The 19,410-nt window shown below is 70.5% G+C and carries 16 protein-coding genes and 1 riboswitch; of the genes, 10 read left to right on the forward strand and 6 right to left on the reverse strand.

The features are described from left to right. Positions 1-169: 169 nt before the first annotated feature. Positions 170-1,351 (reverse strand): O-succinylhomoserine sulfhydrylase, encoded by a 1,182-nt coding sequence (metZ, locus tag RMN86_RS09320; protein WP_309605564.1) that lies wholly within the window; start codon positions 1,349-1,351, stop codon positions 170-172. 129 nt (positions 1,352-1,480) lie between these two features. On the opposite strand from metZ, the gene RMN86_RS09325 reads away from it, so the two are divergent. The 5 genes from RMN86_RS09325 (at position 1,481) to RMN86_RS09345 (ending at position 8,109) form a co-directional block, all read left to right on the forward strand. Further along, positions 1,481-2,497 (forward strand): 2'-deoxycytidine 5'-triphosphate deaminase, encoded by a 1,017-nt coding sequence (locus RMN86_RS09325; RefSeq protein WP_309605565.1) that lies wholly within the window; start codon positions 1,481-1,483, stop codon positions 2,495-2,497. A 572-nt stretch (positions 2,498-3,069) separates the two neighbouring features. Continuing rightward, positions 3,070-3,298, forward strand: a riboswitch (cobalamin riboswitch). 191 nt (positions 3,299-3,489) lie between these two features. Continuing rightward, positions 3,490-5,481 (forward strand): TonB-dependent receptor domain-containing protein, encoded by a 1,992-nt coding sequence (locus tag RMN86_RS09330; protein WP_309605566.1) that lies wholly within the window; start codon positions 3,490-3,492, stop codon positions 5,479-5,481. A 2-nt stretch (positions 5,482-5,483) separates the two neighbouring features. Then, positions 5,484-6,332, forward strand: a complete 849-nt coding sequence (locus RMN86_RS09335) for an ABC transporter substrate-binding protein (protein ID WP_309605567.1) — start codon at positions 5,484-5,486, stop codon at positions 6,330-6,332. After that, on the forward strand, positions 6,329-7,330 hold the full coding sequence (locus RMN86_RS09340) for an iron ABC transporter permease (RefSeq protein WP_309605568.1): 1,002 nt from the start codon (positions 6,329-6,331) through the stop codon (positions 7,328-7,330). Before RMN86_RS09335 ends, RMN86_RS09340 begins: the two co-directional genes overlap by 4 nt. Beyond that, positions 7,327-8,109, forward strand: a complete 783-nt coding sequence (locus RMN86_RS09345; RefSeq protein WP_309605569.1) for an ABC transporter ATP-binding protein — start codon at positions 7,327-7,329, stop codon at positions 8,107-8,109. The genes RMN86_RS09340 and RMN86_RS09345 overlap by 4 nt, the downstream gene beginning before the upstream one ends. Here RMN86_RS09345 and RMN86_RS09350 read toward each other — a convergent pair. Then, on the reverse strand, positions 8,082-9,620 hold the full coding sequence (locus RMN86_RS09350; protein WP_309605570.1) for a tetratricopeptide repeat protein: 1,539 nt from the start codon (positions 9,618-9,620) through the stop codon (positions 8,082-8,084). The two genes, RMN86_RS09345 and RMN86_RS09350, sit on opposite strands and share 28 nt — an antisense overlap. A 98-nt stretch (positions 9,621-9,718) precedes the next feature. Between RMN86_RS09350 and RMN86_RS09355 the strand changes: the two genes are divergently transcribed. After that, the gene (locus tag RMN86_RS09355; protein ID WP_309605571.1) at positions 9,719-11,152 is read left to right on the forward strand and encodes a pyridoxal-dependent decarboxylase; all 1,434 of its coding nucleotides are present in this window, start codon (positions 9,719-9,721) and stop codon (positions 11,150-11,152) included. On the opposite strand, the gene RMN86_RS09360 is transcribed toward RMN86_RS09355, so the two are convergent. Beyond that, entirely contained in the window at positions 11,147-12,355 is a 1,209-nt protein-coding gene (locus tag RMN86_RS09360; protein ID WP_309605572.1) for a tetratricopeptide repeat protein, read from the reverse strand. The two genes, RMN86_RS09355 and RMN86_RS09360, sit on opposite strands and share 6 nt — an antisense overlap. A 115-nt stretch (positions 12,356-12,470) precedes the next feature. Here RMN86_RS09360 and RMN86_RS09365 point away from each other — a divergent pair, with 115 nt between their 5' ends. The 4 genes from RMN86_RS09365 (at position 12,471) to RMN86_RS09380 (ending at position 16,893) form a co-directional block, all read left to right on the forward strand. Then, the gene (locus tag RMN86_RS09365) at positions 12,471-12,692 is read left to right on the forward strand and encodes a hypothetical protein (RefSeq protein WP_309605573.1); all 222 of its coding nucleotides are present in this window, start codon (positions 12,471-12,473) and stop codon (positions 12,690-12,692) included. Further along, on the forward strand, positions 12,689-13,879 hold the full coding sequence (locus RMN86_RS09370; RefSeq protein ID WP_309605574.1) for an MFS transporter: 1,191 nt from the start codon (positions 12,689-12,691) through the stop codon (positions 13,877-13,879). Before RMN86_RS09365 ends, RMN86_RS09370 begins: the two co-directional genes overlap by 4 nt. Before the next feature lie 84 nt (positions 13,880-13,963). Continuing rightward, entirely contained in the window at positions 13,964-15,637 is a 1,674-nt protein-coding gene (locus RMN86_RS09375) for a glycosyltransferase family 2 protein (protein ID WP_309605575.1), read from the forward strand. Continuing rightward, positions 15,637-16,893, forward strand: coding sequence for a glycosyltransferase (locus RMN86_RS09380; RefSeq protein WP_309605576.1), 1,257 nt, complete (start codon positions 15,637-15,639; stop codon positions 16,891-16,893). Before RMN86_RS09375 ends, RMN86_RS09380 begins: the two co-directional genes overlap by 1 nt. On the opposite strand, the gene RMN86_RS09385 is transcribed toward RMN86_RS09380, so the two are convergent. The 3 genes from RMN86_RS09385 to RMN86_RS09395 form a co-directional block, all read right to left on the reverse strand. Continuing rightward, complete coding sequence (locus RMN86_RS09385; RefSeq protein WP_309605577.1) at positions 16,890-18,095, reverse strand: glycosyltransferase family 4 protein; 1,206 nt, start codon at positions 18,093-18,095, stop codon at positions 16,890-16,892. The genes RMN86_RS09380 and RMN86_RS09385 overlap by 4 nt on opposite strands. Before the next feature lie 41 nt (positions 18,096-18,136). Next, positions 18,137-18,886, reverse strand: a complete 750-nt coding sequence (locus tag RMN86_RS09390) for an ABC transporter ATP-binding protein (RefSeq protein WP_309605578.1) — start codon at positions 18,884-18,886, stop codon at positions 18,137-18,139. After that, a partial coding sequence (locus RMN86_RS09395; RefSeq protein WP_309605579.1) for an ABC transporter permease occupies positions 18,883-19,410 on the reverse strand: 528 nt, incomplete at its 5' end. The genes RMN86_RS09390 and RMN86_RS09395, both read right to left, overlap by 4 nt.

The following is a 19,410-nucleotide window of genomic DNA, read 5'->3' on the forward strand; positions in this document are numbered from 1 at the left end:
CGCTGCCGGAGCAGGGTCTAGCCCCGAGGGGGTCGCCGCATTGATCCATGACAAAGTGCGCGCGCGCCGGATGGTTCCGGATCCTCGCAAACTCTCTCCGGCCGCCGTCGGCTAGCGCCCTTCCGACTCAGGTTGGCTCATCCTGAGTCGGAAGGGCGCCCGATAAAGGCTAAGCCGCGTCCAGCGCCCGGCTGACGTCGCGGCCGAGGTCGCCCGCGCCTTCCAGGCCGACGCTCATCCGCACCCAGCCCTCGGTCAGGCCGATCTCCAGGCGCTCGGCTTCGGGCATCGAGCGGTGGGTGGTGGTGCAGGGGTGGGTGGCCATCGACTTGGCGTCGCCCAGGTTGTTGGAGATGTCGACGATCTGCAGCGCGTCGAGGAACCGCCAGGCCGCCGCGCGGCTCCCTAGGTCGAAGGCGATCACGTTGCCGCCGCCGGTCATCTGGTTGGCGATGATCGCCGCCTGCGGGTGGTCGGGCCGGCCGCAGTAGATGGTCTGGCGGGTCTTGGCATGGGCGGCGATCACGTCGGCGACCCGGCCCGCGTTGTCGGTCTGACGACGCACCCGCAGTTCCAGCGTCTCCAGCGCCTTGACCAGGATCCAGCTGTTGAACGGCGACATGGCCGGGCCGGTGTGGCGCAGCAGGTCCTTGTAGCTCTCGGTCATCAGCTCGGTGGCGCCCAGGATCGCGCCGCCCAGCACCCGGCCCTGGCCGTCGATATGCTTGGTGGCGGAATAGACGACCACGTCGGCGCCCAGCGCCAGCGGCTTCTGGAAGATCGGGGTGGCGAACACATTGTCGACGATCAGCTTGGCGCCCGCCGCATGGGCGATCTCGGCCACCGCGCCGATGGCGGTGACCTCCAGCAGCGGATTGGCCGGGCTCTCCACCAGGAACGCGCGGGTGTTGGGCCGCACGGCGTTTTTCCAGGCGTCGATGTCGGTGGCGTCCACATAGGTCGCCTCGACGCCGAAGCGGGGCAGCCATTCCGAAATGATCCAGCGACAGGAGCCGAACAGGGCGCGACCCGCCACCAGGTGGTCGCCAGCCTTCAACAGGCCCATCAGCGAGACGTGCACCGCGCTCATCCCCGACGCGGTCGCCCGGCACATCTGCGCGCCTTCCAGCAGCGCCAGGCGGTCCTCGAACATCTGCGTCGTGGGGTTGCCGAACCGCTGGTAGATGAAGCCCGGCCCCCCGGCGAACCGCTCATCGGCGGCCTGGGCGCTCTCGTAGGCAAAGCTTTGGGTCAGGTAGAGCGCCTCGGAGATCTCGCCGTGCGGGCTGCGCGTCAGGCCGCCGCGCACCAGACGGGTCTCGACCTCCCAGTCGCGCGGATCTTCGGCCATGGCGGGCTCCTGCCAACGTCAAACGTGGCGGCATCAACGGCAGCCCGCGCGGCCCGTCAAGCCGGCGCTTGCCAACAGCCCGCCAGATCGCTTGCAACCGCGCGCGGCTCCGCTAAGGCTTGCCCGCCCATGAGCGACACTCCCCGCCCGGGCATCCTGCCCTGCCAAGCCATCGACGCGCTGATCGCCCAGGGTGCGATCGGCGCCGACACCGCCTTTGAATTCGACCAGGTCCAGCCGGCCAGTCTCGACCTGCGGCTCGGCGCGCGGGCCTGGCGGGTGCGAGCCTCCTTCCTGCCCGGCCGCCATACGGTGCGCGAGCGCATCGCCACTGTGGCCATGCACGAGGTCGACCTGACCCCAGGCGTCGTGCTGGAGCGCGGCTGCGTCTACATCGCCGAGCTGCAGGAGCACCTGAAGCTGCCGCGCGGCGTCTCGGCGCGCGCCAACCCGAAGAGCTCCACCGGCCGGGTGGACGTGTTCGTCCGCCTGCTGTCCGACCATGGCGCCCGCTTCGATGACGTGGACGACGGCTATGAGGGGCGGATCTATATGGAGATCGCGCCGCAGACCTTCTCGGTGCTGGTGCGCACCGGCACGCGCCTCAACCAGCTGCGCCTCAAGGCCGGCGACCCGCCGCGGCTGCGCACCGAGAGCGTCGGCGTCGACCTGACCGGCGAGATCGCCGGCTTCCGCGGCCGCCGCCACGCCGGCGTCGTCGATCTCGACCGCGAAGACGGCCATGACCCGCGCGATTTCTGGGAGCCGCTGCGCCCCAAGGACGGCCAGCTGCTGCTCGATCCCGGCGAGTTCTACATTCTGGCCTCCAAACAGGCCGTGGAGATCCCAGTGATGGAGGCCGCCGAGATGACCCCCATCGACCCCTCGGTGGGCGAATTCCGGGTCCACTATGCCGGCTTCTTCGACCCCGGTTTCGGCACCGACGAGGCGCACGGCAAGGGCTCGCGAGGGGTGCTGGAGGTGCGCAGCCACGAGACGCCGTTCATCCTGGAGGACGGCCAGACGGTCGCAAGACTGGTCTACGAACCGCTCACCGAACGCCCCGACCGGCTCTACGGCGACCTGGGCTCCCACTACCAGCGCCAGGGCCTGAAACTGTCGAAGCACTTCCGGATCTGGGGGTAGGTCTGATGGCGCGCGTAAACGTTGAGCGCCGCGCGGCTTGAGGTGTGCAGCGTCTACATCCTGGCCAGTCAGCGCAACGGCACGCCCTACATCGGCCAGGCCGATAGCCTGAGCCGACGGGTCTATCCACGCCAGCAAGCCTCAGTTCCTCGATTCATCGCCCGACATGGGGTCGAGTTGCTGGTTGATTTGGCGCATTTCTAGACCCGCGAGGCCGCCTTCTGCGTGAACGCGCGCTGAAAAAGTGGCGCCGTCTTTGGAAGCTCGAACCGATCGCGCGCTTCAATCCAGCTCGGTGCGATCTTTCGTTGGACCTCCCGCCGGAGTGAAAAAGCCTGGGTCCCCCCAAGGCTTTTTCGGGCGGCTACCGTGTCGCTCTGGGCGTCGATGACGCTTACCGCGCCACGCGGGCGCTGCAAGGGGTCGCCGGGAAGGCGACCGCCAGGATGACGTGCGCCGCGACCCGGGCTCAGAGGCGACCCGCGCGCCAAGCTCGCCGTCCGGCGTGAGCAGGTCCCGCCTTGCCGCTGCCGCGCGGCTGGCCTACAGGCGTGATCGCCCGCTTCGCGGCGGGTGACCAAATGCGCGCCGAAGCCTTCGGGCTTAAACGGGAACGCGGTAGGGCGGCTTCGACCTCGCCCGATCCGCGGCTGTCCCTGCAACTGTAAGCGGTGAGCGCATGGGCGATCGGCGGGCGGGCTTTGGCCCCCCGCCAGCCACTGGGCGATCTCGCCTGGGAAGGCTCCGCCCATGCGCCGTGACCCGCGAGCCAGGAAACCGGTCGGTGCGTGTCGCTCGAGCCTGCGGATCAGTGGAATCCGGGGCGCGGTCCTCCGTCTGAGCGACGTGAAGAAACGGTGGAGAGCCGTTTCGACCGGTCGGGTCAGGCGCATTCCCCGCGTCCACGCCTGCCGGCCCGTCGACCCGCGGACCCGTCCGGTGCCCGGGAGGCTCTCCGCCCTGTCGCTCACGGACGCGGCAACGGAGGGCTCATGCCCAGATATCTCGTCAGAGCCAGCCTCACGGCGCTGGTCATTGCAACCGCCTGGACCCGCCCCGGCGCGGCCATTGCCGCCGACGCCCCATCGGGCAAGGCTTCCGGCGCCACGGTCGAGGACCTTCTGGTCACCGGAACCCGCAGCCCCGACGGCGTGGCGGCCGACAAGCTCGGCGCGTCGGTCACCGTCGTCACCGCCCAGGATCTCGAGGACCGGCAGATCCGCATCGTCTCCGACGTGCTGCGCGACGTGCCGGGGATCTCGGTCAGCCGCACCGGCGGGGTCGGCGGCTTCACTCAGGTCCGCGTGCGCGGCGCCGAGAGCAACCACGTCCTGACCCTGATCGACGGGATCAAGGCCTCCGACCCGTTCTTCGGCGAGTTCGACTACGCCACCCTGCTGGCCGACGACGTGGCCCGCGTGGAGGTGATGCGCGGCCCGCAGAGCGCGATCTACGGCTCCGACGCCATCGGCGGGGTGATCAACTACATCACGCCGACGGGACGCGAGGCGCCGGGCCTGCGCCTGCGCGCGGAGGGCGGGTCGATGGGAACCTATGGCGGCGCCGCGCGGGCGGCGGGCTACGCCAACGGCTTCGATTACGCGGTCAGCGGCGGCTATCAGGCGACCGACGGCTACAAGGTCGCCCCGGGCGGTGCGCGCGACATCGGCTCGCGGCTGGGATCGCTGGCGGCCAAGCTGGGTTACGACGTCAGCCCCAGGCTGCGCCTGCGCGCTGTGGTCCGCTGGACCTCGACCGACGCCGACAGCAACGGCCAGTCGTTCAGCCCGCCCGGCTTCGCCACCGACTCGCCCGGCAGCTCCACAAAGGCCACCAGCGTCTATGGCTTCGCCGGCGCCGACTATCAGCTGATGGACGGCCGCTGGACCCACAGCCTCTCGGTGCAGGGGGTCGACGCCCGCCGCGACAACCAGGCCAGCTTCGCGCGCACCGGCGGCGACAGGGGCGCGCGGCTGAAGGCGTCCTACGCCACCACGTTCCGTATCGACGACGGCGCGGTGGCCCACAAGTTTACCGGGGCCTACGACCATGAGCGCGAGACCTATCAGAACACCAATCCGCCCGGCCCGTTCAACGCCGACACCACCCGACGCTCGGTCAGCAACGACGGCCTGGTCGCCCAGTACGACCTGATCGTCGGGGAGGTCGCCGGCGTCGGCGCCGCGGTTCGATATGACCGCAACGACCTGTTCGCCAACGCTGTCACCTATCGCATCCAGGGCTTCTGGAAGGTGAGCCAGGCGGTGCGCCTGCGGGCCGCAGCCGGGTCGGGGATCAAGAACCCCAGCCAGACCGAGCTGTTCGGCTACAACGCCACCGCCTTCCCGTTCGTCGGCAACCCCGACCTGAAGCCCGAACGGTCGCAGGGCTGGGAGACGGGCGCCGACCTGATCCTGGACGCGGGCCGGGTCCGCCTGGGCGCCACCTATTTCAACGCCACCCTGAAGGACGAGATCTTCGGGATCTTCAACGCCCCGCTCAGCCTCTGCGCGCGGCCTGGGTTGCCCGCGCCGTCCAGCTGCAGCACCAGCGGCAACCGCGCCACCAACTCGACGCAGAAGGGGGTGGAGCTGTCCGCCGAAGCCCAGCTGACCGACGCATTCAGCCTCGCCGGCGCCTACACCTGGCTGGACGCGCGCCAAAACCACGTCCAGGAAATCCGCCGGCCGCCCTCTATCGCCAGCGTTAACCTGACCTGGCGTGCGCCGGATGACCGGGGCAGCGCCACCCTGACCTTGCGCTACAACGGCGAGATGACCGACAGCGATTTCTCGGCCTTCCCAGCCCGGACGGTAACGTTGAGGGCCTTCACCCTGGTCAACCTGGCCGGCGTCTGGAAGCTGAGCGACCGGCTGGAGCTGTTCGGCCGGGTCGAGAACCTCGCCGCCCAGCGATACCAGGAGGTCTATGGGTTCAACACGCCGGGGCGGGCCGCCTACGCCGGCGTCCGGGCGCGCTTCTGACCGTGCGGCGCGCCGTTCGCAGCCTGGTGATCGGCGTCGTCGCCGCGGCCTTGGCGGCTCCCGCCCTGGCCAGGGCCCCGCACCGCATCCTGTCGATGAACCTGTGCGCGGACCTGCTGTTGCTGCAGCTGGCGCCGCGGGCCCGGATCGTCTCGGTCAGCCACCTGGCTCATGAGGGCGCGCAGACGCTGTTTCCCGGCCGCGACGCGGGCATCGCGATCAACCATGGCGCGGCGGAGGACATCGTCAACCTGAAGCCCGACCTGATACTGGTGGGCGACACCTCCACCCCGATGACCCGCGCGCTGGCCCGCCGTGTCGGCGCGCGCGTGGTCGAGGTCAAGAGCGCCAACTCGCTCGCCGAGGCGCGCGCAATCATCCTGCGGCTGGGCGACGACATCGCCGAGCGGCCCCGCGCCGCGTCCCTGGTCGCGCGGTTCGACCTCACTTTGGCGGCGCTGGCGGCGCGGCCCGCGCAGCGCCGACCCCGGGTGATCGCCTGGAGCGGCGGCGCCTTCGTGCCGGGCGCGGGCTCGCTGATCGACGACATCATCGCCAAGGCCGGGGCCGACAACCTCGCCGCCCGGCCAGGCGGCGCCGGCTCGGCCTTCGACGTCGAGGCCCTGATCGCCGCCCGCCCGGACGCGCTGCTTTATGGCGCCGAGCGGTCCGGGCCTCCATCGCTGCACAATGCTCAAAGCCAGCACCGGCTCGTTCGGCGGCTCTACGCCCGGCGCAGCATCGCCTACAACGATGTCGCCGCAACCTGCGGGCTGCCGCAATCGGCTGACGCCGCGCGCGACCTGCGCGCCGCCCTGGACCGCCTGCCAACGCGGAGCCTGACGCCGTGAAGCCCGCCCGCCCCCTTCCGGCCTTCGTCCTGCCCGGCCTTGCGGCCCTGACCCTGCTGCTGGCGGCGGCGGGGTCGTTGTTCGTCGGGCGGGTGAACGTCAGCCCGTCAGACCTGATCGACGGCCTCTTCGCGCCCGATCTCAGCCTGGCGGGGCTGGTGTTGACCGAGCTGCGCCTTCCCCGGGCGATCCTGGCGATCCTGGTGGGCGCCTCGCTGGGGCTGTCAGGCGCGGTGCTGCAGGGCCTGCTGCGCAACCCGCTCGCCGAACCCGGCCTGCTGGGCGTGTCCAGCGGGGCGGCGCTGGGCGCGGTGATCTCGATCTATTTCGGCCTGGCCGCGGTGTTTCCTCTGGCCACCCCGCTGCTGGGCCTGGCCGGCGCCATGGCGGCCGGCGCGCTGACCTTCGCCTTCGGCCGTGGCGGGACATTGACCCTGATCCTGGCGGGCGCGGCGGTCTCCGGCCTGATGGGCGCGTTTCTGGCCCTGGCGCTCAACTTCGCCCCCAGCCCCTATGCGGCCTATGAGGCGAGCCTGTGGATGCTGGGGTCTCTCTCGGACAAGAGCTGGGATCATATCGCCCTGGCCGCGCCGTTCATTCTCGTCGGCCTGGGTCTTCTCTCGACCCTGGGGAGGGCGGTGGATGCGCTGGCCTTGGGTGAGACCCAGGCCCTGAGCCTCGGCGTGGACCTCGACAGATCCCGGCTACTGGCGGTTTTGGGGGTTGGCCTGGCGGTGGGGGCGGCGACCTCGGTGACCGGCTCGATCGGCTTCATTGGCCTGGTTGCGCCGCATCTAGTCCGGCCCTTCGTCGGTCACCAGCCCAGCCGCACCCTGCTGCCCTCGGCCCTGCTCGGCGCGACCCTGTTGCTGATCGCCGATGTCGGCACGCGGCTGATCCACACCAACACCGAGCTGCGGTTGGGGGTGATCACCAGCCTGATCGGCGCGCCGGTGTTCTTCTGGCTGGTCATGCGCCTGCGCAAGGTGGCGCCGTGAGCCAGCTTTCGGCCCATGGCCTAGGGGTCAGGCGGGCGGGACGGGCGATCCTGGAGGCGGTGTCGTTCGGACTCGAGGACGGAATGTTCGTCGCGCTGGTGGGCGCCAACGGATCCGGGAAATCGACCCTGCTCTCGGTGCTGGCCGGTCTGTTGACGCCCGATTCCGGCGAGGTGCGGATCGACGGGACGCCGCTGGCCGCCGTCGCCCGACGCGACCTGGCGCGGCGGCGCGCCTACCTGCCGCAAAACCCGCGCGCCGAATGGCCGATCAGCGTGGAGCGGGTTGTCGCGTTGGGCCTCACCCCGCACCTGCCGGCGTTCGGCGGACTGCCGGAGGGGTTGGAGCCCAGGCTGACCCAGGCCATCGCGGCCTGCGACCTGACCGATCATCGCCTGCAGCCGGCCACAACGCTGTCCGGCGGCGAACTGGCCCGCGCGATGCTGGCGCGCGCCCTGATCGGCGACCCGCAGGTTGTGATCGCCGACGAGCCGACAGCCGGGCTCGACCCGCGCCACGCGCTCGACACCATGGGACGCCTCCAGGGCCTGGCGGCACGGGGCAAGCTGGTGATCGCCGCGGTCCACGACCTGACGCTGGCCGCGCGCCACGCCAGCCATCTGATGGCGCTGACGGCGGGGCGGCTCGCGGCCTTCGGCCCGACCGCGGAAACCCTCTCGCCAGAGCTGCTGCGGCGGGTGTTCGACGTGGAAGCCCGGATCGTCGGCGCCGGTGGCGAAACCCTCGTCGACTACCTGGGTCCGGCCAACGGGTCCTGAAGATCCAGCGGGACGAACCTGCCGCGCTGGGCCATCTCGATCTCGGCCTCGCAGGTGCGGCGGGTGGCGTCATCGGCGCGCAGACGTTGCGCCAGGTCGGCCGAGGTGGAATCGTCGATCAGCGGCGCCTGGGCCATGCGGAACAGGGTGGCGTACATCTCGCCATTGATCCGCTCGACCAGCGGCTGACCCCGGGCGGCCGGCGTCCGCTGCATCTCGATCAGCCAGGGGTGGCCGTCGGAATCGATCAGCACGTCGAGGCCGAACAGCTTGTGCGGATAGGCCCGGGGCGGCGAGCCAGCCGCCTGGCGAGCAAACAGTCCGTCCGCGGCCAGGAGGCGTACAAACCATTCCATCAGCGCCTTGATCTCGCCGAACGCCGCCTCGCCGTCGAGGCCGTCGGCGGTCATCCGGCGCAGCAGGGCCGTGAGGCTACGGACCGAGCCCACATCGTCCTGCGTCGGATCCTGACTGATGGTCAGGCCCGGGTGGTCGAGATGGAGCGCGGTGTTGGTGATGTGCATCGCCACCCCGCCTGGCCGGTCGGCGGTCGGAGCGTAGGGCTCCGGGGCAATGCGCACGATGCCTTCGGAATAGACATAGGCGCGCAAGGGGTCGGCCGAGGTGATCAGGCCGTAGATCCGGCAATGGCCCTTGCAGCCTTCCACAAGATAGGGCCGGTCGAGGTAGCGCTGCACCACCACGTCGTCGCGGTCGAGGGTGTCGGCCAGATCGGCGGCGACCTCGATCCCCTGACCGCCGCTGCTGCGGACAGGCTTGACGATGTAGAGCGGCGGCGCGGACGGGCCCGCGGCGAAGGCGACCAGGGCCAGACGGTCCCGCGGCAGCACGAAACTTTCCGGAAAGCGACCCGCCGAATCGACGGCCTGCCGGGCGGTCAGCGCGGCGGCCAGCCGGGACTTGTCGGCATAGTGCGACCACTCATGGAAGTCCTCGGAGTTGTTGCGCGCTACGAGGCCTGAGGCGATGGTCAGAGGTTCGCGCCGGAACCGCTCCATCAGGTTGCGGACCTGATGGTCGGCATCGATCGGCCGGCCAGCGTCGCGCAGGGCCGCAGCCAGACCCTGCTGGGCGAAGGGGATCTCCGGACTGCTGGACTGGCCGTTGGCCAGCAGCCGTTCATAGGCCTGGATGGCCTCGTCCACCCGGCCCAGCCGGTGCGAAAGCAAGGCGATATAGCGCAACGGACTGGCGCCCGACGCCGCGGCGAAGGCCCGGTGGAACGCCGCCAGGGCGCCTTCCCGGTCCCCCATCGAGAGCAGGCAGAAGGCGATGTTGCGCAGGGCTTTGTCGTTGCCCGGGTCCAGCTTCAGGGTTTCCTGGAACACGGTCATTGCCTGGCTGAACTCCAGCCGGCGCAGGTGGGAGGTCGCCAGCAGCAGATGCGCCTCCACCGACCTGGGCAGGGCCGCGGCCAGCGTGCGCAGCAGCGTCTGCGCCTCGGTCGTCTCGTGCTCGATCAGGTCGAGAATGTCGTCGCTGAGCGGCAAGCGGGCTCTCCGGGGCTCTCGGCGTTGCGGCCGTGATCCCTTATGGAGATGCTCAATCGGCCGGCGCAAGCGATTCAGCCGGCGGCCAGGGAGCTTCAATGCGCCAACCGGACAGCCGAGGCAGCCTGGACCCGAGCCACTGGGCGAACCTGCGCGCGCAGGGTCATCGGATGCTCGACGACATGTTCGACCATCTGGAGGGTCTGCGAAGCCGGCCCCTGTGGCAGGCGCCCCCAGGCGCGACGCGGCGGCGATTCCGCGCGGATCTGCCCTGGGCGCCCTGCGACCTCAGCGATGTCCATGACCAGTTCATGGCCGACATCGCGCCTTTCGCCAGCGGCAACCTGCATCCGGGGTTCATGGGCTGGGTGCAGGGCGGCGGCGCCCCGGTGGGCATGCTGGCCGATATGCTGGCGGCGGGTCTGAACGCCAATCTGGGCGGCCGCGACCACATGCCCATTGAGGTCGAGCGCAAGATCACCGCCTGGATGGCTGAGCTGTTCGGGTTCCCGGCCGACGCCAGCGGGGTGTTCCTGACCGGCACGTCCCTGGCCAACCTCTGCGCGGTGATGATCGCACGCGACCGCGCGCTGGGCGCGCAGGTCCGCCAGACCGGGGTCGGTGACACCGGCATCGTCGCCTATGCCTCACGGGCCGTGCACGGCTGCGTGGTGCGGGCCATGGATATGACCGGCCTCGGCTCCGGCCGGCTGCGACTGATCGAGACCGACGCCGACCATCGGATCAGCCTTCCAGCCCTGGAGCGGGCGATCGCCGCCGACCGGGCGATCGGATTGACGCCGTTCCTGGTGGTGGGCACCGCCGGCAGCGTCGATGTGGGCGCGATCGACGACCTCGACGGCCTGGCCGACATCGCCGCCCGCGAAGCGATGACCTTCCATGTGGACGGCGCGCTGGGCGCGCTGGGGGTGCTCAGTCCGCGCGTGGCCCCCAGGCTTTCCGGCATCCGGCGCGCCGACAGCCTGGCGCTCGACTTCCACAAATTGGGACAGGTTCCCTACGATGCCGGCTTCCTGCTGGTGCGCGACGCCGCCGCCCACAAGCGCACCTTCTCGCATGGCGACGCGCCCTATCTGCGGCACGCCGAGCGCGGGCTGGCCGGCGGCGAGTTCTGGCCCTGCGACTACGGGCCGGATCTGTCGCGCGGATTCAGGGCGCTGAAAGTCTGGTTCACCCTGAAGACCTACGGCCTGGAGCGGCTGGGCGCGGTGATCGACGGCGCCTGCGACCTTGCCAGGGGTCTTGCCGAGCGCGTCGCGGCCGAACCGGAGCTGGAGCTGATGGCTCCGGTGGCGCTGAACATCGTCTGTTTCGGCTACCGCGGCGGCGACAACGCCGCTATCGCCGCGGACCTGCAGGAGGCCGGGCGGGTCGCGCCCTCCACCACGACGATCGCCGGGGTGACCGCCATCCGCGCCGCCATCGTCAACCACCGCACCCAGGTCTGCGACATCGACGCGCTGGTCGATGGCGTGCTGGCCCGCGGCCGGGCTCGGGCGGCGGCCTCATAGGTCGCGCAGCACCTGGTCGATGGTCGGTGACCAGTCCTGGGGCCGGGCCTGCCGATAGAGCCTCATGCTCGGATACCAGGGCGAATCGCCACGGTCGCGCAACCAACGCCAGTCGCACTGGATAAAGGGCAACAGCGTCCAGCAGGGCTTGCCCATGGCCCCGGCCAGATGCGCCACCGCGGTGTCGATGGAGATCACCAGGTCCAGCCGCGCGATGATCGCCGCGGTGTCGGCGAAGTCCGCCGCGCCGGTGTGTTCCGGCTGCAGGCTGATCGCGCCGCGATCCAGCAGGCGCTGGGCGACCGCGCTCGGCAGGCCCTTATTGACCGCATTGAATCCGGTGGGGCTGGCCTGCCAGACGAGGCCGACACCGCCCATCCGGCTCGGCCCGTCCGCCCAGCGGTCGCGGCGGTCGGCGGGGGCCGACAGATAGGGTTCGCCGGACAGGGTTGCGAGCGTGATCCCGAGGTGTTCTGGCAGCGAGAAGTAGCGGCTCCAGTAGTCGTGCGGACCAACACTGGCGCTGGCCCTGACGGCGACGGGCACGATCCCATCGACCCCCGCCAGGGTGGAGAACAGGTGGGCCAGCACCGGTCGGCAGCCCAGGGTCACCCGCGCCGCACCTTTGGCCTTCAGGGTGTTGACGAAACGGCTCATCTGGATCTGGTCACCGAACCCCTGCTCAACCCAGACCAGCAGGGACTTGCCGTCGAGGGGCTCGCCGCGCCATTCCGGGTAGGGCAGGTTCAATGCTGGCGCCACGTCCGGATGAAGGGCCGCGCGGGCGCCGAGCAGGGGCCAGCCCTCCGGGTAGCGGCCCAGCGACAGGCACAAGCCCCCCAATGCCAACTGGGCCTCGCCGTCTTCCGGCTGGGCCGCCAGGATGGCGCGGTACTCGCGCTCGGCCAGGTCCGTGCGGCCGGCCTCGGCGTGGACGTTTCCCAATCGCCGGCGGATCATGCCGTCCGCCGGCCGGTGGCGCGACGCCAGCGCCAGATAGTGTTCAGCCCGCGCCCAGGCGCCCACCGACGCATGGCAGACGCCCAGGTTGATGGCGATATTGACCGTCAGAACCTCGGTGGCGAGCCGTTCATAGATCGCGATGGCCTCGGCGAAACGCCCCGCCGTCTGCAGCGCCGCGGCCTGCTCGAATCTGTCTTCGGCGGTGTCGCTGAGCATGGGTCCCGCGTCGCGCCGGGTCACGGCGCGGATCTATTGCCGCCCGGACTATCCGAGGCGCGCGCTATCTAACCTCGTCGTCGTCAAACGGGGAGCCCCCGCGCCAACCCCCGCGTCCTGGGCTGATCGACGGGTTGGCGTGCGCCGCGCTATCCTCTGGGGCATGGACGCTCGCGACCTGGCCGATGTGGCGATTGACGAGGATCCGCGGGCGCCCTGCCTGTGGATCCCATCGGAGCTGTGGCCGGAGTTCCTGGCGGCGATCCACCAGCGACCGAACCTGATCGGCGCGGTGATCTACCGCAACAAGACCGTGCGGGAAGGCCGGCCCGACACCGACACCACCACGGTGCGACCTTGACGCCGGCCGCGACCCTGATTGCCGCCCGCGGCGTGCGCGGCTTCGGCGACGGGTTCACCGCGCTGCTGCTGCCGGTCTACCTGACCGGCCTGGGGTTCAACCTGTTCCAGGTCGGACTGCTGACCACGGCGACCCTGCTGGGCTCGGCGGGGCTGACGCTGGCGGTGGGGCTGGCGGGACACCGCTATCCGGCCAGGCGTCTGCTGTTCGTCGCCTGCGTCCTGATGGCCGCGACCGGGGTCGCCTTCTCGCAGGCGCACGCCTTCTGGCCGCTGGTTCTGGTGGGGTTTGCCGGCACGCTCAATCCGTCGGGCGGCGACGTCAGCCCCTTCCTGCCGCTGGAACAGTCTCTGCTGGCGCACGCTGGGCCGCCGTCGCGGCGCACCGACCTGTTCGCCCGCTATGCGCTCTCGGGCTCGCTGATGGCCGCGTTGGGCGCGCTGAGCGTCGGACTGCTGGACCCGATGCAGGCGGCTGGGTTCTCCCGGCGGACGCTGATCGAGGGCGCGTTCGGTCTCTATGGCCTGCTGGGCGTCGCGGCGTTCCTGCTCTACCGGCGCCTGCCCGACCAGCCGGTGGAGAGCGAGGCGCCGCGCACGGCGCTGGGCCCGTCCCGCAAGCGGGTGCTGGGCCTGGCGGCGCTGTTCAGCCTGGACTCCTTCGCCGGCGGCTTCCTGGTGCAGTCGCTGTTTGCGTTGTGGCTGTTCCATCGCTTCGGCCTGTCGCTGACGGCGGCGGGCGCCTTCTTCTTCTGGACCGGGGTGCTTTCGGCCCTGTCGCAGCTGGCCGCGCCCTGGCTCGCCCGCCGCGTCGGCCTGGTCAACACCATGGTCGTCACGCACATCCCGGCCAACCTCTGCGTCATCGCCGCGGCTTTCGCGCCGAACCTGCCGATCGCCTTTTCATTGCTATTCCTGCGCGCTCTGCTGTCGCAGATGGATGTCCCGGCCAGGACCTCCTACGTCATGGCCATCGTCACCCCGGCCGAGCGGGCGGCGGCGGCCGGGGTGACCAATGTGCCGCGCAGCCTGGCCTCGGCGCTGAGCCCGGCGCTGGCCGGCCTGATCTTCACCGCCAGCCCCTTCGCCTGGCCGCTGGTGATCGGGGGGTCACTGAAGATCGCCTACGACCTGTTGCTGCTCTGGCGCTTCCAGAAGGTCCGCCCGCCCGAGGAGAACGATCCCTGAAAGGCGGCGGGACGCGACCCGTCTTTCCGCGCGGCGGCGCGTCTGTTAAGCGCCCCCATGCGCCGCGTGGACCCGAACAAGCCGATGGCTGACAGGACAGCCGGTCCGCGGACCACGCGCCCGCAGATCGCGCGCCCCCGGGCCCCCGCGGCTCATGAGGACGCCCTGATCCTGGAACTGGAAGCCACGCGCGACCGCATCCAGGCGCTGGAGCAGGAAGTCGCGCTGCTGAAGAAGGTCCGGCACGCGCAGACGACCCGCCTGGAAGCCATCGCGCGGTCGACGTCGTGGCGGGTCACCCGGCCGCTGCGTCTGCTGATCCGGGTCGCCAAGCGCCAGACCACCTTCGGCGACATCGGCCACCACCTGGGTCTGATCTTCGAGCGGCGCAGACCCGCAGGCCCTGGAGGCGCCAAGTCGCCGGGGCCGCCGCCGACGCCGCAGGCCGACCCGATCCGCCTGGAATCGCTGGCATTCCCGCTGCCAGGCGCCATCGCCCACCTGCCCGAGCTCACCGGGGCCGCGCCGGAACTCCTCCTGGAGACCGTTTCGGTGGTGATCCCGACCTTCAACGCGGGCGAGGAGTTCAACTGGCTGTTGCGCAAGCTGAAGGCGCAGAAGGGTCTGGGCGGCGTCGAGATCGTCGTGGTGGATTCCGGATCCACCGACGGCACGGCGGAGCTGGCCGAGCGTTTCGGCTGCACGGTTGTGCGCATTCCGAACAGCGAATTCTCGCACAGCCATGCGCGCAACCTGGGGGCCGACAACGCCAAGGGCGACCTGTTGCTGTTCACCGTGCAGGACGCCTACCCGGCCGGCGACCATTGGCTCTACAGCCTGGCCTTGGCCCTGACCCGCCAGACGGCGGCCGGCGACCGGCTGGCCGCGGTCTCCTGCACGGAGTTCCCCAGGCGCGACAGCGAGATCGTCTACAATGCCGGCATCGAAGCCCACTACGCCTTCCTGGGCTGCCGCGACGCCGATCGGATCGGAGCCCTGTCCGGCCAGGATCACCAGGCCCTGCGGACCCAGGGTCAGCTCAGCGACGTGGCCTGCATGATCACAGCCCCGATGTTCCAGGCCTATCGCTACGAAGGGCGCTACGCCGAGGATCTGATTCTCGGCGTGCGGCTGATCCGCGACGGCCATCGCATCGCCATGTTGTCGTCGGTCCGGGTGATCCATTCGCACAACCGGCCGGCCGCCTATCACCTGAGGCGGACCTTCGTGGACGTGCTGTTCCTGACCGACGCCTTCGTCGATTTCAGCCTGCCGCCCGCCAGCTCGATCGGCGGCGCCCTGGCGGGGGCGGTCGCGCTCCAAGCCGTCATCGCGGCCTGGTCGCCGCAGGCGGGGGCCAACGCCGCCGAGAGCCTGCGCCAGCTGTGCCTGCGGCTGCGCCGGATCCCGCTGCGTGGCCTCGGGGCCGCCAAGGGTCTGGATTTCGGGGTGCCCGCGCTTGGCCTCTGGATTGCCTCGGCGGTGGCCGGGGAAGGCCACCCCGGCGCCGCCGACGCCCATCAGGTGCGCACCATGTGCGTCGATCGGATCGAGGGCCTGGCCGACCATGTGGCGCGGGTCTACGGCGAGGCCGATGCCTATCTGGTGGGCGAGCTGAAGTACGCGGTCGGCAAGACGCTGGCCGCGACGCTCGGCGCGCAGCTGGCGTTCTACTATCTGAACCATGCCCTGGCCGATGAGCCCGCTGACGCGCAGCGGCTGGCGGATCTGCGCGCCCTGATGCTGGCGGGGATCTGATGCGCATCCTCTATCTGGTCCATCAATTCATGCCGGAGTTTTCCGGCGGCACCGAGCGGGTGACCCTGAACCTGGCCCGGGCGGCGCAGGCCGACGGCCATCACGCCGAGGTGGCGACCGTCGCGGTCGGCGCTCATCCGGGCTGGCGCCCGGCCGCGGAGGGGGCGTTCACAGCGATGATCGAGGGCGTGCCGGTGCGCGCGCTGGGACCGCCGACCGAGCCTCAGTATGTCCAGCTCGGCTTTGACGCCGATCCACAGATCGAGCAGCGGTTCACCGCCTTCCTGGCGGCGCGACCGGCCTTCGATGTGGTCCACGTCATGCACCCGTTCCGCATGCTGGCGGCGGTGGAGGCGCTGGCGCGCCGGCACATTCCCTACATCGTCTCGCTGACCGATTTCTTTGCGATCTGCCATCGGTTCAGCCTGGTCCGGCGCGACGGCCCGCTCTGTGGGGGGCCGCAGGGCGGGGAGGCCTGCCGCCTGCACTGCCAGGCGCCGGAACTGCCGCACGCCAGCTATGCGGTGCGGTTCGCGCGGATGGGGGCGATCCTGAAGTCCGCCTCGGCGGTGGTGGCGGTGTCGGACTATGTGGCTGAGCGGGTGCGCGCCGCCCACCCCGACCTGCCGGTGCTGGTGGTCAACAACGGCGTCGATCTGCTGAGCTTTGGCCGGCCGGCGCCGCGCGTTGTGAACCGCCCGCTGACGCTGCTCTATGTGGGGACGGTTTCGGAGGCCAAGGGTGCGGGGGTCTTGGTGCGCGCGTTCGCCCGCGCCGCGCCGGCCGGGCTGCGGCTGCGGGTGGTGGGACCCTGTTACGACGAGGCCTTCGCGGCCCGCCTGGCCGAGGACGCCAAGAGCGCGGACATCCGCCTGGAAGGCGCAGTCGAGGCGGCGGCGATCCCGGCGCTGATCGCCGACTGCGACCTGCTCTGCGTGCCGAGCCAGGTGCCGGAAGCCTTCTCGCTGGCGCTCCACGAAGGCTTCGCCGCGGGCCTGCCGGCGCTGGTGTCGGACCTTGGAAATCCGGCGACAGTGGTCGCGGGCTTGAGCTGCGGCCGCGTCATCCCCGCCGGCGATGAAGACGCCTGGACCGCAGCCATCGCCGAGATCGCCAGCAACCCCGGCCTCGTCGAGAGCTGGAAGGCCACCGTCCCCCTGCCGTTCCGCATCGAGGAGGAAGCCCTTCTCTATGGCCAGCTCTACCGTGGCGTGGCCGGGCTGCGCCGGTGGACCCCGGAGGCCGTCGAAGCCTAAGGCGCGCGGCCAGGGGCGATGCTCAGCGCCTCGGGCAGGGCGTCGAGCCAGGCTTGCGGCGACAACAGCTCGGCCACCCGCCGCCGGCCCGCCTCGCCCAGGCGGGCGCGAAGGGCGGCGTCGTCCCGCAGACGCCGCAAACCCTCGGCCGCGGCCTCGAGGTCCGGGTCCCCCCAGGTCTGACCGCGATAGATGTGCTGCGGATCGACCACCGGGATCTGCCGCGAGGGAACCAGCAGGGCGCTGGCCTCGTCCATGAAGTCGAGGTTGCCGGAATAGGCGGTGGCCAGCACCGGCACGCCCAGGGCCATGGCTTCGGCCGGGGTCAGCCCGAAGCCCTCGGCGCGGTGCAGCGAGATCAGCACATCGGCGCCGGCGATCAGTTGCTTGATCCTGGCATAGGGCCAGACCTCATCGACGATGCGGACGCGGGGCGAGGCGGCCGCGCGGAGCGCCGCCAGCTGCCGAGGGAAACGCGCGCCGTTCTGGGTCTTCAGCGTCAGTTCCACGTTCGGATCGTCGCCGAAGGCGCGGACGAAAGCCGCGATGGTTCCGTCCGGGTTCTTGCGGGCGGCCGAGGAGTTGAAGTCGAAAAGGCTGACGGCCTGGAACGCAGCGGTGCGCGGACCCGGTCGGACCCCGGCATAGTCCTCCAGGAAAAACGGATGCGGCACGACGCGGACCGGTGAGCGGGCGCCGGCCAGGGCCTGGGCGGTGTAGCGGCTGGGCGCCCAGACCTCGTCGATCAGGCCCGCGTCCCGGAGCCACGGCGCCGGCGCGCGGGGCAGTTCCCAGGCCCAGCAGGCATAGCGCGGTCCGAGCAGGCGGCGCGGACCCAGCTGGCCCAGCGCCGCAATCATCTCCGGCGGGTTCATGTAGAAGATCCAGGCGGCCGCCGAGGTCGGCTGGTCCAGCCGCACGTTGAGGTTCAGGCCTTGCGCGTCGCCGCTGACGTCGACCGTGCGGACATCGATCCCGGACGCCTCGAAGGCGCGCACGGCCAGTCGGGCGGAGGCGCCGATGCCGTGCGGCTGCGAGAAATAGCCGACTACCCGCACCGGCTGGCTGGAGTCCGAGGGGCTGGACCTGCGACGCGCGGCCCTGACGTAGGCTTCGATCCCGCCGCGGATCAGCGGCGCCGTCAGGCGTCGAAGCGGTTCCGGCGCCCGGCGCCACAGGCCCTGGGCGGCGCGCAGGTTCATCAGCCCCCTTACCAGACGCCGCCGTCGCCGCTCAACCCCGACTAACCGCTCATCAGCGCGTCGAGCTTCTTGATATCGGTGACCGGCGAGGCGACGCCGCCTTCCATCCGCATGACCTTGTTGCAGTAGAGGCGAAGCAGATCGAGGTCGTGGGAGGCCAGCACCAGGATGCCGGCCCGCTCGACCAGTTTCAGCAGGCGTTTGTGCGCCAGCTGCTGGAATTCCGCGTCGCCGACCGCGATCCATTCGTCCATCAACAACACGTCGGCCTCGACGCTGGTGGCCGCGGCGAAGGCCAGCCTGGCCTGCATCCCCGCCGAATAGGTCTTCACCGGCACCGCCAGGAAGGGCCCCAGGCCGGTGAACGCGGCGATCTCGTCCATCCGCGCATCGACTTCGCGGGCCGACAACCCGGCGATCCGGCCGCGCAGGCGGATGTTCTCATAGCCGCTGGCCGAGGGATCGATGCCGAGGTTGAGATCCAGCAGCGGGGCGATCCGCCCGCGCACCTCGATCTCGCCCTCGTCGGGCTCATAGGCGCCGGAGAGCGCGCGCAGCAGCGTGGTCTTGCCCGAGCCGTTGTGACCGATCAGGCCCAGCCGGTCGCCGGCCTTGAGCTCGAGGCTGAGGTTGGAGATCGCCGTGACCTCGGTGGTTCCGTGCGACGACCCCAGCCGCCCGCCGACGGTGATCTTGGCCAGGGATTTCTTCAGCGACTTGGCGTCCACCCCATAGACCGGGAAGCGGAGCGTCAGACCCTTGCAGGAGATCGAGACCGGCGGCGCCTTCATAGGTAGTGCACGATCCTGCGGCGGATGTTGGCGAAGATGCCGAAGGTCGCGGCCCAGCCCACGGCCGCCATCCCGGCCAGGAACAGATAGGTGTGCGGCGCGACCTGCGCGCCCATCAGCGGCGCGCGGACCGCCTCGAGCATGTGGTAGAACGGATTGATGTCCAGCACCCACTGATGGTGGAGCAGGCGATTGACCGGCCAGAACACCGGGGTCACAAAGATGGCGAACTGCATCACCGAGGTGACGATCTGCGGGATGTCGCGGAACCGCGCCGAGGCCAGACCGATCAGCATGCTGATCCAGCCGGCATTGAGCACCAGGAAGACCAGGCCGAGCATCGCCGCCGGCGCGTTGGCCGTGCGCCAGTAGCCGTAATAGATCAGCACCGCGACGACGATCACCAGGTGGTGGCCAAGGTTGATCACGTTGCGGAAGATCGTGCGCCAGACGAAGGTGAACATCGGCAGGCTGGTCTGCGACAGCATGCCGGCGGCGTGGACGAAGGTGTCGCAGCCCTCGGT

Source organism: Phenylobacterium sp., assembly GCF_031360265.1.
Taxonomy (GTDB): domain Bacteria; phylum Pseudomonadota; class Alphaproteobacteria; order Caulobacterales; family Caulobacteraceae; genus Phenylobacterium.